Origin of the sequence: Haliea sp. E17 (assembly GCF_048323675.1) — a bacterium.
In the GTDB taxonomy this organism is placed as follows: Bacteria; Pseudomonadota; Gammaproteobacteria; order Pseudomonadales; family Halieaceae; genus Mangrovimicrobium.
In genome coordinates this window covers 359,170-371,755 of sequence record NZ_JBLWFK010000002.1, presented here as the reverse complement: position 1 = coordinate 371,755, position 12,586 = coordinate 359,170, and the positions used below count along the sequence as shown (strand labels likewise).

Below are 12,586 nucleotides of genomic sequence, written 5' to 3'. Positions count from 1 at the left end.
CGACTTACTGCTGGTTTTCCAGCCGCCGGGCATACTTGATGCTTTTGCGCACCATCGGGGAGATCGTCGAACCCTGGACAAGGATGGAAAACATCACGATCACGTAGGTAAGAATCAGGATCAGGTTGTGCAGGTCCACACCGTTGACTGAGACCGTGCGCCCCGGAATCGCCGCCGCCATGGCCAGTGCCAGCCCCCCCCGCAGTCCGCCCCAGGTCAGGATGCGCACGGAGTTGATGTCGTAACGGCGGAAGCGCTTGAACAGTACGAACGGTGTCCCGACGCTGACGAAGCGGGCAAACAGCACCAACGGTACCAGCAGCAGGCCGAGGCCGATTTCTGCGAAGGTCACCGGGAATGTGACCAGCAGCAGCCCGATCAGCAGGAACAGAAGCGCGTTCAGAACGCTGTCCAGGGCGTGCCAGAAGTTGCGCACGACCTCGACCGCTGGCGCCCTGCCCTCGATCGCCGCCGACTTTTGCCGGGTGATGTTACCGATAAAAATGCCGCTGGCGACCATCGCCAGCGCACCGGAAATTTCCAGGATATTGGCCAGGGCGAAGCCCGCAGTGGGGTACAGCAGGGTCAGCATCAGGCGGATGTTGCCGTCGGGACTGTGCAGGATCAGGTAGTGGCCGATCACCGCCAGCAGCAGGCCGAACACGATACCGCCGATGGCATCCACCAGGAACAGCTTGGTCACTTCGCCAACGCTCGGTTCGACACCGGAAAAAGCGACGGCATAGATCGTGGTGAAAATCACCAGGCCGACACCGTCGTTGAACAGTGACTCCCCTTCCACCTGGATCGAGACGCCTTCCGGGGCGCGCATCTTCTTGATGATCGCCAGCACCGCGATGGGGTCGGTGGGGCTGATCAGGGCCCCGAACAGGAGGCAGTAGATGAAGGGGACAGGCCAGCCGAGGGCGCCGAGCAGCCAGTAACTCAGGTAGCCGACGACAGCCGTCGAGATCACGGTGGACAGCGTGGCCAGTATGCCGATTTCCCACTTCTGCTTGCGCAGGGCGTGCAGGTCGATCTCCAGCGCGCCGGCAAACAGCAGGAAACCGAGCATCCCCTTGAGCAGGAACTGGTTGAAATCGATCCCCGCTACCAATTGTTTCAGCTCTACCGCCAGTGGCGTATCCAGCCAGTTGATCGAGAGAATCAACGCCAGCGAAATCAGCATGGAGCCACTGGTGATTGCTATCGTGGTCTGCAGCTTGAACAGGAACTGGTTGAGAAAGGCGATTTGCACAGCCAGTGCAACCAGGAAACAGATCAGGTACCAGGTGGTCATAGCGTGTCTTGTCGTTCCGGAGCACAGGGGCGTGCTCGAAATACCGGGAACTGTAGTCGACTACAGCGGCGCGCATTGCCAGGGCTGCGCCAGAGGAACCAGGCCGGCATAACTCGTGAATAGGTGTAGCGAAACGGCGCGAAGACCCGCTACCGCAATGGCGCGTAGTTTACCCCGGCAGCTTACTTGACTCTATGTGCAAATTCACATGAACCGGCTCGCCTCAGGTCGCCCGCGCCAGGATATTGGCAGCTGTGGTGACCAGTCCCCCATTGGCTGGCAGGGTCGCCCCGGTCAGCCAGCGCGCTTCGTCGGAAGCGAGGAAGGCGACGATGTCGGCGATGTCGGCGGGCTCTCCCAGGCGCCGCAGCGCCGTCCACGGCGGCACCTGCTGCGGCCAGGCCTGGTCCGCAATCATCTCGGTGCGGGTACAGCCAGGCGCCACGGAATTGCAGGTGATGCCACGCGGCCCCAGTTCCTGCGCCATGCTGCGCATGAATCCCTCGCCGCCGGCCTTGGCTGCCGCGCCCACGGAAACCCCCGGGGCTCCATGGGTAGCCATGCCCGAAGAGATGTAAACGATGCGGCCGTGCTCGCTGCGGGTCAGGCGGGCGAACTCGGCGCTGGCCAGGATTGTCGAGCGCAGGTTGAGCGCCAGCACCCGGTCGATGTCCTCGAGGGGCAGGTCGCCGACCAGCCCGCCCCTGCCGCCGCCGGCGTTCATGACGAGGATGTCGAGCGCACCGTGGGCGGCAAATGCCCGCTGCACCAGGTCGATGGCCGTGTTGCCCTCGGCCAGGTCGCCGAGGATAAAGTCCGCGGCCCCCCCCTGGGCGGCAATTTCGGCACACAGGCGTTCAAGTCTATCGCCGCTGTCCCGCCCGTGCAGGATCACCCTGGCACCATCCGCGGCGAGGCGCCGGGCAATGGCGGCGCCGATTCCCCGCGAGGAGCCACTGATAAATGCGACCCTGCCCTCCAGGCGTTTCTCCATCTCACCCTCTCCTGATTTTAGCTGTGTATTCTACGGCGGTGTGCCGCGCGCCTGTCAGCGCAACTGGCGGAGCCGCAGCCAGTCGGTATGAAAAGTTTCGCCGCGCTCGCGGTCAATTCTCTCATAGGTGTGCGCGCCGAAATAATCGCGCTGCGCCTGCAGGAGGTTCGCCGGCAGGCGGGCCTGGCGGTAGCCGTCGTAGTACGTGAGGGCGGCGCACAGCCCCGGGACCGGTATGCCGTTATTTATGGCGGTCGCGACGACCCGCCGCCAGCCGTCCTGGGCGCGTTCGATCGCCGCGCGAAAGAAGCCGTCGAGCAACAGGTTTTCCAGTTCCGGGTTGCTGTCAAAGGCGCGCTTGATATCCTCCAGGAAGGCCGAGCGAATAATGCAGCCACCGCGCCAGAGCATGGCAATAGCGCCGTTGTCCAGTTGCCAGCCGAACTCCGCGGCGGCGGCATCGAGTTGGACGAAACCCTGGGCATAGCTGACCAGTTTCGACGCATACAGGGCACCTTTGAGGTCCTCTACAAACTGCCCGGGATCGCCTTCGAAGTGAAGCTCCGGACCAGTCAGGACCGCGGCAGCGCGCGTGCGCGCCTCCTTTTGCCCGGACAGGCAGCGGGCGTAGACCGCCTCGGTGATCAGTGTTGTGGGCACGCCGAGATCGAGCGCGTGCTGGCTCATCCATTTCCCCGTCCCCTTTTGCTGGGCGGTGTCGAGAATCATGTCCACCAGGGCGTTCCCGGTATCCGGGTCGATCACCGTGAAAATGTCGCGGGTGATCTCCACCAGGTAACTGTCGAGCTCCGCCGCGTTCCAGTCCCGGAAGACCTCGTAGAGCTGGGCGTTATCCATGCCCAGCAACTGCCGGAGCAGGTAGTAGGCCTCGCAGATCAGTTGCATGTCGCCGTATTCGATGCCGTTGTGCACCATCTTGACGTAGTGGCCCGCCCCCGCCTCGCCGACCCAATCGCAGCAGGGGATGTCCGCCTGCGGCCCGACCTTGGCGGCAATCGACTGCAGGATATCGCGCAGGTGGGGCCACGCCCGGGCATCGCCCCCCGGCATGATCGAGGGCCCCTTCAAAGCGCCCTCCTCGCCCCCCGAAACACCGGCGCCGACAAACAGGAAGCCCGCCTGCGCCAGGGCGCTGGCCCGTCGATTGGTGTCGGCAAAGTGGGAATTGCCGCCGTCGATAATGATATCCCCGGGTTCCAGCAGGCCGACAAGTTTGTCGATGACGGCGTCCACCGCAGCGCCTGCCTTGACCATCAGCATCACGCGGCGCGGCCGTTTCAGGGCGCTGACCAGACCGGCAAGACTGGCGTAGCCCTGCAGGCGATCCTGCGCTTCCGCGCTTGCCCGCTCCTCACCCGCGCCGGCCAGGCCGTCGATGAAAGCCTCGGTGACGCTGGCAGTGCGGTTGAATACACCGATGGAAAAACCGTGGTTGGCTATGTTGAGGGCCAGGTTCTGGCCCATCACGGCCAACCCGACCAGACCGAAATCATGAACTGCCATGCACGCCCCCTGGATACCCTTGGTGATTGCGTCGCGAAACTGCCGGATAAAACACTATGCTAGCGGATAATTCCCGCGGCCAGTATCCCGGGGCCGCCTGGCGGCGCCACCAAGCCCCGCGATCCCACCCGGGCTCAGGGTGAAAAACCGCATATTTCGCCCGCTATCTGTGGAAATTTCGCCGCTACCGGTCAATAGTGGAGGCAGGTCGGCAAGGTGGTTTTGGCCCTCAACCGGGCACCTGCCTTCGCCCCGCGCCCGAGCGGGCACACTGCCATTGACCCGGAACCCCTGGCGTAACAGGGAAGGACATGGAATGTCTGAACACGTGGATTACACCCGCGCCGCAGAAGATGTGATTGCGGCAGAACAGCGGCATATTGCCCGGGACCCGCACTGCAACACCGACAAACCGGTCGGACTGGCCTTTTCCGGCGGCGGTATCCGCTCCGCCTCCTTCGCCCTCGGGGTGCTGCAGGCACTGGTGGCTCGCGACAAGCTCAAGCACATCGATTACCTGTCGACGGTATCCGGCGGTGGCTACATCGGTTCGGCGCTCACCTGGTTCCTCGACCAGAAAATTCCGCCCTGGATGCAGGGCCCTGAAAACGCCGCGGACGAATATTTCGGTACCTCGCCAGAGAACTTTCCGCTGGGGCGGAAATCCTCCGGCAATCGCGTTGCCTCTGCGGATTACCGACCCAACGCGATTCTCGATTTCATCCGCCAGCACGGCAATTACCTGGTACCCGGACAGGGGATCACCGCCCTGTCGATGATCGGCTATACCCTGCGTGCCCTGCTGATTTCGCTGACAGCCTACCTGCTGCTACTGACGACCTTCATGGTCGCGTTCCAGCAGTATGGCTTCTATTCCAATTTTCCCGGCGGCATCGAGCAGTGGCCGGGTGTCGAATACGGCCTTGGCAATGGCTTCTTCATCCTCTCGCTGGCCACGTTTTTCCTGTTTTTGCTCTTTGGCTACATATATTCCCTGTTTACCCGCTTCAACGGCGGCACCGCCAACTGGCACTACCGGATGCGCACCCTGGTGCAGCGCTGGAATGGCTACCTGATGATCATCGGGTTTGCCAGTGCGATCCTCGGCAGTATCCAGGTGGTGCACCTCACCATTATGGAATTTACCTCCGCGGAATTCAGGATGCCGGCGGCGAGTACTTCGGTGCTCGCCGGCCTGATTGGTGCGGTGAGCCAGTTCCGGCGCCTGGTCCAGAGCGGCACCCGCGCCAGCAAGTTCATGGTGGTTCTCACCGGCGCGCTGATGCTGTATGGACTCGGGCTGATGGCCTACTGGCTGGCTGAAACCATTATCCTGGCGCATTCGCCAACCTGGTGGCTGACCTTGATCATGGTATGTGTCGCCGTGCTGGTCAGCATGTGCGTCAACATCAACTATCTCGGCCTGCATCGCATGTACCGCGATCGATTGATGGAGACCTTCATGCCCAACCTGGCGAGTGTGCAGGCGGACAGCTGGGGCATGGCGACCGAGGCCGATACCGCCAATATCGATACGCTGTGCCGGCACAACCGGCGCCCCTACCATATCGTGAATACCAATATCACGCTGGTAGACTCGAAGATCTCCAAATACCGGGGGCGCGGCGGCGACAACTTCATCCTGAGCCCCCTGTATTGCGGTAGCGACGCCACGGGTTGGCGCTGTTCGGAAAACTACCTCAAGCAGGGTTACCGCTCGGGCATGGCCCTGGCAACGGCGATGGCCATCTCGGGCGCCGCGGTGAATCCCAACGACGCGGTGGCCGGCAAAGGCATCAACCGGGATCGCATTGTCGCCACGGTGCTGTCGGTGCTGAACCTGCGGCTCGGCTTCTGGGCGACCCACCCGGACCCCGACAAGCACTTCCTGTTCCCGCCAAATTTCATTTATCCGGCGCTCACCGGTGGCGTGCTCAGTGGCGGTATGAGCGAAACACGACGCGCCATCGAACTGACCGACGGTGGGCATTTCGAGAACCTTGCCCTCTATGAACTGATCCGCCGCAAGCTGAAGGTCATCATCTGCACCGACGGGGGCGCGGACCCCGATTTCCGCTTTTCCGACCTCGCCAACCTGGTGGAACGTGCCCGGGTGGATTTTGGCGCCCACATCGAATTCGATGAACACGAGTATTGCCTGGAAAACCTGCTGCCCGGCAGCGAGTCGGATGACTATTTCGTTTCCAAATACAAGGGCGCGAAGAACGCCTTTGCCCTGGCAACGATTACTTATCACGACGGCAGCGAGGGTATGCTGATCTACCTCAAAACCACGCTGGTGAAGGGGCTTACCGCCGACCTCATCGGCTATAAAACCGCCAACCCGAGTTTCCCCGACCAGGCGACCGCGGATCAGTTTTTCGATGAACCCCAGTTCGAGGCCTATCGCGAACTGGGCTACCAACTGGGACAGCGGATGCTGGCCGTTAACAACGAGACAGGCTGGTTCTAGGGCCGCTCTCCGGGCAGGTGACTGGCGGAGCGAGGCTAGCGCCAGGGGTCGACAAGCACCTTGCACTGGTGTCCCGGGGAGCGCAGCGCTTCGAAGGTCTCGGGTAGTTCGGCGAGGGAAATCGTGTCAGTTACCATCGCCAGCGGTTCCAGGTGCCCCGCCGCCAGGGTGTCCGCGACGACGCGAAATTCCGACAGCAGGGTACCGACGGCAAATTTCACCGTCACCTCCTTGAGTGCCGCGGTTGCTGGCACCAGGGTTTCCGCGTGAAAGCACATCCCCAGCACCATGACCGTACCGCGCGGCCGCACCAGGTCCACCGAGCGCGCCACCATGCCCGGCGCGCCGGCGCACTCCAGGATCAATTCCGGCGCCTCGCCCAGCGCTTCCTCGAGTCGCACTGGGAATTCCTCATCCATTTCCAGGAAGGTATCCGCGCCCATTACCATCGCCCGCTCGGCGGAACGCGTCGACCGGGCGGCGACGACAATGCGCCCCGCGCCGAGTCGGCGCGCCCAGAACACCGCGGCAAGGCCGATGGGACCCGCGCCGATGACCAGCACTTTAGCCCCGGGGCGCAGGCCGGCGAGACTGACGCCGTGCAGGCCGCAGGTCAATGGCTCCACGATCGCCGCATCCGCCAGCGATAGTCCGGCGGGAAGAGGAATACAGGCGCGTGCAGCGGAGACCTTGTACTGCCCGAAGCCGCCCATGTTGAACCGCAACTGGCGACACCAGAACGGTGATCCACCCAGGCATTCAGCGCAGGCGCCGCAGCCGCTGACCGGGTGAGGCACCACCTGGTCACCCACTTTCAGGAAATCCACGCCTTTTCCCACAGCAACCACTTCTGCTCCACTCTCGTGACCGGGGATGAAGCCCGGCTCATAGGTGGCGCCGGAGCCGTCGGTGTAATGCAGGTCGGTACCACAAATACCGCAGCGCTCAATTCGCAGCAGCACTTCACCGGGGCCGGGCACCGGGTCTGGCAGGTCGCGAATCGCCAGCGGTACACCGACTTTTTCGAATACTGCTGCACGCATGCGAGTTCTCCCTACAACTGTGGCTGGTAGCGCTCGATATACCCGTGGTAGCGCGCCAGGATTTGCCGTTCACTGAGGCCGAAATCGGCCAGGTCATAGTGGTGTTCCACCTGCCCCTCGGGATTGGCCGCGATCCGCGCGGCAATCAGCTGCTCCGCCTCCGCGGACATGTCCAGGTCAAAACGGTCGTAGATTTGCCTGATCACTTTCATCGGGTCCGCGTGGAGGTCCCTGTGATAGACGTCCATGAAACTGTCCGGGTGACGATCGCGTGTCGGCGTTCCCGCTTCGATCATCGCGATCCACTTGTGCATTTCGCGAACACCCAACAGCGGCGCCGTAACCCGGGCACCGTCGCCTTCAAAGGCATTGTGGATGAACTGGATCGTACTGCTGATCGAGGGGACCGCGCGCAGGGGGTGCCGGTGCATCTGCACGATACAGGCGTCGGGGAAGTGCTCGAAAACCCAGTCGAGATGCCCCGCGGTGCCGGGGTTCTTCAATAACCAGCGGCGCTCGTCGTAACAGCCTATCAGCTTGAGATTATCGACGTAGCGGTCAAAGCTGGGGCGCTCGTCCTGGGTCTGCCACCAGGCGTCGTAACCCGCGGAATACCAGGTGCAGGCCCAGCGGTTACTGACGAAATTCTGGCGCTGCAGTTCGAGGCATTCGTCGTACTCATGGGCGACGATGTTATGGGTGGCCGCGGCCTCCGGCGACACCCCGAACAGGCGGGCGAGGTAATCCAGTGCGCGCCGATAGGCGGGGTGTGACTCCCAGGTCTCCCGCGCGGGTCGCGGCATCGGCGCCACTGTCAGCCAGTGCTCCAGCCCCTGGAACTGCGGGTCTGCGCCCATCAGCTTGTGCAGTGCCGTGGTACCCGAACGTACCAGCCCGGTGATAATCACCGGTTTCTCGATACGTCGATCGCGCCAGCCCGGGTGGTCCCGCCAGCCCTGTTGGGCATACAGTCGCGCCATCAGTGTCAGCAGCACCGCATCCCACGCCAGCTGTCGCCCGGGCAGGGTAAAGCGCGGGTCGGCATCCATGGAGGCCAGGACAACAGCCAGCCCGGAGCGGTAACCATCATCGCCAAAATCGTCGAGCCCGGTCATCGCGCTCGCCGCCGAATGCAGGTAATCCTCGCTGCCATAAAAGCGTTCGGGGGCTTTCCATTGTGGGTCCCAGGCCATGGCTTTCTCCTTCGTTACCAGCGACGACGCAACTGTGCGCCCATCCGGCGCGCGCGCAAAGCGGCCGCCCGTTGCTCCGGTGTTACCCGCGCCATGCCATCGGGTAGCGCGGTTTCCAGGGACGCCAGCGAAATCCTGGTCAGGGTGGGCACCGGGGCGGCGTCGCACTCCATCCAGCGACCGAACACCGTGCCCTGCCGAAAGCCGCCGGGATCCAGCCAGTTGGCGACACCCGGGTCCTCGATGGCGATGACGGCCCGGAATCGCCCGTCGGGGTCGACGCTGGCGGTATGACCGTTGAGGCTGGTCTGGCGGTAGACAAACTCCACGGCATTGAAATACGGGTCGTTGAGTTGCACGTTCCAGTAGCGACGCTGCTCAGGCAGGTCCGACTCCAGCAGTAGTGCCTCTCCCTCCTGTAGGTCGAACACCGCGGTCCAGTAGTCCTGGTTCTGGATGCCCATGCCCTCGAAACGGTTGAGCTCGAAAGTATTCGTGCCGAGGCGATCGAGCAGTTCGACCTGGTAATCGAACCAGAGACGGCTCCAGCGCTCGGACAGGGTAAACATCGAACGCAGCCTGGCATCGATATCCCCCGCTGTCATACGGGGCTTTAGCGGCGGCGCATCAAGGCATTCGATTGCCAGCCGCGTATCGGCCTCCCCGCCCCAGTCGTAGGAGCGCAGTCGCACCATCATGAAGTCACAGGCAGGGTCCAGTGGGTGCCAGGTACCGCTATAACCCGGGGGACACTCTGCACTGGCGATAAATTCGAAGCTGCCATCGGCACCGACATCCAGTTCACGCGCATCCAGGTAGTTGATCTGCCTGCCCGGTGGGTACACCATCCCCATCATCCCCGCCCCGAACTGGAAGTGGACGAGGAAGGTGCCGCCGCGATCACCTGCGATACGGTAGCGCCGCCGCCCGTCAATGGGGGCGTAGTAGTAGACGTCGTCCGGGTTGGGCTGCAGGAGGTAGACCGAATTCCACAGCGGCATGAATTCGGGATGCAGCGGATCGGACTGGAAATACTGGAAATAGGCGTAGGACAGGTTCATCGCCAGCTGGCGGTAGACATCCGCGCGATACTCCGGGTCGTCAGGACGCCAGGTCCGGCGCAACAGGCCGGCTCCGGGTTTGAGCAGATCGACGTATTCTTCCCAGGGGGCGAGCGGGTCTGTATTGGACATGACAGGCGATATTGTTTTTATAAATAATAGTTTCACATTATACGCTGATGCCCACGAGTGCAAGGCGCGCCAACCTGGCGAAGCGACTTCCCCTGCCAGGACATTGGCAGATTCATCCGCGTGAACCGGATAGTCGCCCTGAACGAAATCAGCTGTAGTAATATTCGCCGACTCTCCGCGCGCAGAGGTGATCGTGGCCGACTCTCCACAGTACCCCATCGGGACACCCGGTATTCCCTGGTCCGGCAGCGAAAAGCAGGCCTGGTTCGCCATGCAGGCGGTCAGGCGGTCCTATGCCGAAGAGGTTCTCGACAGCTTGCGCGACCTGCCGAGCCCGCTGCGACTGGAACAGTACGGCGCGCTGCCCATCGACCCCGGGCGCTATCCCCTCTTTGCAGTGCGCAACCGCGACTGGGACCCGGCAAAGCCCTGTGCCCTGGTGACCGGTGGCGTCCACGGCTATGAAACCAGCGGCGTTCAGGGGGCCCTGCGTTTACTGCAAAGCTGTGCGACAGACTATCTGCAGCGCTGCAACCTGCTGGTGGCGCCCGCAGTCAGCCCCTGGGCTTACGAGACCATCAACCGCTGGAACCCTGCAGCCGTGGACCCCAACCGATCTTTTCGCGCCGGCAGCGAATCTCCGGAAGCGATAGCACTGATGGATTGGCTGAAAACCGTCGAGGGCGATTTCCTGCTCCACATCGACCTGCACGAAACCACCGACACGGACAACAGTGAATTCCGCCCCGCCCTGGAAGCGCGGGACGGTATCACCCAGGCCGTCTGGCATATCCCCGACGGTTTTTACCTGGTTGGCGATAGCGCCCAGCCCGCCCCCGGCTTACAGCAAGCGATCATCGAGGCCGTAGCGAAAGTCACCCACATCGCCCCGGCGGACGAGGACGGTAACCTGCTGGGTGACCCGATGGCCCAGCATGGCGTAATCAACTACCCGGTGCGCCAACTCGGGTTGTGTGCAGGCGTGACCAATGCCCCGTTCCGCACTACCACCGAAGTCTATCCGGACAGTCCGCGAGTGGACCCGGAAAACTGTATCCAGGCACAGGTCGCTGCGGTGACAGCGGCGCTGGAATTCGCCTTGAGCCAGAAGCCGGAACCTTGCCAGGAATAAAAATGCTTTCATCAGTCGAAGAACAAAAACCACGAAAAGGACTGCTCTGGTTCTAAACCAACCTTCTCCTACGATTCTGGCCCCTGCCTGATCCGTGCCACCTGGTCTATCATCCTACTCGCGCCCGGACAGCCAGACTGCACTACAGCAACACGGGTCAGGCGCACTGGGAAAGATAAAACTCGGGGACTGGCAATGCGCCTGATCGTAGCGGTGGCCAAAATTGCGTTCTACTGCGTGGCAGGTGCCGCGTTAACGCTGTTGGTTGTTTTCGTACGCTATCTCGATGCCAGGCCCGATCTGGAGGCCTGGCACACCGCCCGACTGGACGAAGAATTTGACGTGGATTCCCCTGTCGAGACATTCGAGGAATATCTCGCCCTGGAGGACCGCCTGTTTGCCCAACTGGACAACCTGGTTTACGCCAAAACAGCACCCACCAGCGGCTTCAGGATCAACCGCTACCAGCGCGGCAGCCTGGCTGATCCGCAGCGGTGGCCGATCAACTGGAACCGCAGCTACCTACTGCCGGCGGAGTCGCCCAGGATGCAGGTACTGCTGGTGCACGGGCTCTCCGACGCGCCCTACAGCCTGCACCATCTCGGCGAGCGCCTGCAATCCGCGGGGGCCAACGTCCTCGGCCTGCGGGTTCCGGGTCACGGCACTGCGCCCTCCGGCCTGGTGGAGGTGACCTGGCAGGACATGGCCGCGGCGGTGCGCCTGGCGCTGGATCACCTGGCCCGGAACCAGCCGGAGCTACCGATCTACATCGTGGGTTACTCCAACGGGGCGGCGCTGGCGGTGCACTATGCGCTGGCCAACCTGGATGCCCCGGAAGCGCCCCGGCTCGCCGGGTTGGTACTGTACTCCCCCGAAATCGGTGTCACCCCGGCCGCGGCCCTGGCGGTGTGGCAGGCCCGCCTCGGCCATTTGCCCGGGCTGGAAAAGCTGGCCTGGAACGACATCCTTCCCGAGTACGAGCCCTTCAAATACGGTTCGTTCGCAATAAACGCCGGGGATGTATCCTACCGGATAACCGCGCAAATACAGGAACAGATCATGCGCCTGAAGCGGGGCCCGGGGGGCCTCAGGGGAATGCCACCGATCCTGGCGTTTTCCTCGGTTATCGACGCAACCGTGCAGGCCCCGGCGCTGGTGAGCCACCTGTTCAGTCACCTCCCGGCGGGACGTAATGAACTCGTGCTATTCGACATCAACCGCCAGGCGGGAATCGAGGAGATGCTGCGTTGGCGGCCCGACGCCATGCTGAAAGCGCTGCGCGAGGCACCGGGTGACACCTTCGATTTCACGCTGGTCGCCAATGAATCCGCGCAGAGCTCGCGGGTCGTCGCGCGACACTGGCAGCCGGAACATCTGCGGTTTGCCGACGAAGCCCTGGACCTCAGCTGGCCGCCCGACGTCTACTCGCTTTCGCATGTCGCCCTGCCATTCCCGCCGGACGACCCGGTCTACGGTAGCGATCCCGATCAGCCCAGCCCGGGGATCGCGCTCGGCGATATCGCCCTGCGCGGCGAGAAGGGTGCGCTGGCGATCAGCGAGAGTACGCTGTTACGCTTGCGCTGGAACCCGTTCTATTCCTATCTCGAGGCGCGCTCACTGGCCTTTCTGGGTCTCGAATAGCAAACTGGGCCGTATCCGGGGAGTGCAGGAAGCACCGCTACCAATTCCACGGAGCAAGCGATAACCAGAACTACCTGCTGAAAGGTGGATTAA

Annotated in this window: 9 protein-coding genes; 3 read left to right on the top strand and 6 right to left on the bottom strand. The window is 62.8% G+C overall.

The annotated features are described in order from the left end of the window. Positions 1 to 4: 4 nt before the first annotated feature. The 3 genes from ACNKU3_RS04805 to gnd all read right to left on the bottom strand — a co-directional run bounded on the left by ACNKU3_RS04805 (position 5) and on the right by gnd (position 3,818). Entirely contained in the window at positions 5 to 1,300 is a 1,296-nt protein-coding gene (locus tag ACNKU3_RS04805; protein WP_418258280.1) for a cation:proton antiporter, read from the bottom strand. Positions 1,301 to 1,523: 223 nt separating this feature from the next. Continuing rightward, a complete protein-coding gene (locus ACNKU3_RS04800; RefSeq protein ID WP_418258279.1) occupies positions 1,524 to 2,294 on the bottom strand; it encodes an SDR family NAD(P)-dependent oxidoreductase in 771 nt (256 codons plus the stop codon). Positions 2,295 to 2,348: 54 nt separating this feature from the next. Next, on the bottom strand, positions 2,349 to 3,818 hold the full coding sequence (gene gnd / locus ACNKU3_RS04795; RefSeq protein WP_418258278.1) for a decarboxylating NADP(+)-dependent phosphogluconate dehydrogenase: 1,470 nt from the start codon (positions 3,816 to 3,818) through the stop codon (positions 2,349 to 2,351). A 316-nt stretch (positions 3,819 to 4,134) separates the two neighbouring features. Here gnd and ACNKU3_RS04790 point away from each other — a divergent pair, with 316 nt between their 5' ends. Further along, positions 4,135 to 6,291 carry a patatin-like phospholipase family protein gene (locus ACNKU3_RS04790; protein WP_418258277.1) on the top strand — a complete coding sequence of 719 codons (2,157 nt, stop codon included), beginning with the start codon at positions 4,135 to 4,137 and terminating at the stop codon, positions 6,289 to 6,291. A gap of 35 nt (positions 6,292 to 6,326) precedes the next feature. Here ACNKU3_RS04790 and ACNKU3_RS04785 read toward each other — a convergent pair whose 3' ends face one another. The 3 genes from ACNKU3_RS04785 to ACNKU3_RS04775 are packed head-to-tail and all read right to left on the bottom strand — an operon-like array spanning position 6,327 to position 9,720. After that, positions 6,327 to 7,334 (bottom strand): alcohol dehydrogenase catalytic domain-containing protein, encoded by a 1,008-nt coding sequence (locus tag ACNKU3_RS04785; protein ID WP_418258276.1) that lies wholly within the window; start codon positions 7,332 to 7,334, stop codon positions 6,327 to 6,329. 11 nt (positions 7,335 to 7,345) lie between these two features. After that, positions 7,346 to 8,527, bottom strand: coding sequence for a sulfotransferase family protein (locus ACNKU3_RS04780; RefSeq protein ID WP_418258275.1), 1,182 nt, complete (start codon positions 8,525 to 8,527; stop codon positions 7,346 to 7,348). 14 nt (positions 8,528 to 8,541) lie between these two features. Beyond that, complete coding sequence (locus tag ACNKU3_RS04775; RefSeq protein ID WP_418258274.1) at positions 8,542 to 9,720, bottom strand: DUF1214 domain-containing protein; 1,179 nt, start codon at positions 9,718 to 9,720, stop codon at positions 8,542 to 8,544. Between the two features lie 193 nt (positions 9,721 to 9,913). Here ACNKU3_RS04775 and ACNKU3_RS04770 point away from each other — a divergent pair, with 193 nt between their 5' ends. Both ACNKU3_RS04770 and ACNKU3_RS04765 read left to right on the top strand, forming a co-directional pair. Next, on the top strand, positions 9,914 to 10,852 hold the full coding sequence (locus ACNKU3_RS04770; RefSeq protein WP_418258273.1) for a M14 family metallopeptidase: 939 nt from the start codon (positions 9,914 to 9,916) through the stop codon (positions 10,850 to 10,852). A gap of 195 nt (positions 10,853 to 11,047) precedes the next feature. Then, the gene (locus ACNKU3_RS04765; protein ID WP_418258272.1) at positions 11,048 to 12,493 is read left to right on the top strand and encodes an alpha/beta hydrolase; all 1,446 of its coding nucleotides are present in this window, start codon (positions 11,048 to 11,050) and stop codon (positions 12,491 to 12,493) included. Positions 12,494 to 12,586 lie beyond the last annotated feature (93 nt).

Excerpts from the sequence above, each read along its gene's own strand:
- ACNKU3_RS04805 (WP_418258280.1), bottom strand. The coding sequence starts at position 1,300 with ATGACCACCTGGTACCTGATCTGTTTCCTGGTTGCACTGGCTGTGCAA.
- gnd (WP_418258278.1), bottom strand. The coding sequence starts at position 3,818 with ATGGCAGTTCATGATTTCGGTCTGGTCGGGTTGGCCGTGATGGGCCAG.
- ACNKU3_RS04800 (WP_418258279.1), bottom strand. The coding sequence starts at position 2,294 with ATGGAGAAACGCCTGGAGGGCAGGGTCGCATTTATCAGTGGCTCCTCG.
- ACNKU3_RS04780 (WP_418258275.1), bottom strand. The coding sequence starts at position 8,527 with ATGGCCTGGGACCCACAATGGAAAGCCCCCGAACGCTTTTATGGCAGC.
- ACNKU3_RS04785 (WP_418258276.1), bottom strand. The coding sequence starts at position 7,334 with ATGCGTGCAGCAGTATTCGAAAAAGTCGGTGTACCGCTGGCGATTCGC.
- ACNKU3_RS04790 (WP_418258277.1), top strand. The coding sequence starts at position 4,135 with ATGTCTGAACACGTGGATTACACCCGCGCCGCAGAAGATGTGATTGCG.
- ACNKU3_RS04765 (WP_418258272.1), top strand. The coding sequence starts at position 11,048 with ATGCGCCTGATCGTAGCGGTGGCCAAAATTGCGTTCTACTGCGTGGCA.
- ACNKU3_RS04775 (WP_418258274.1), bottom strand. The coding sequence starts at position 9,720 with ATGTCCAATACAGACCCGCTCGCCCCCTGGGAAGAATACGTCGATCTG.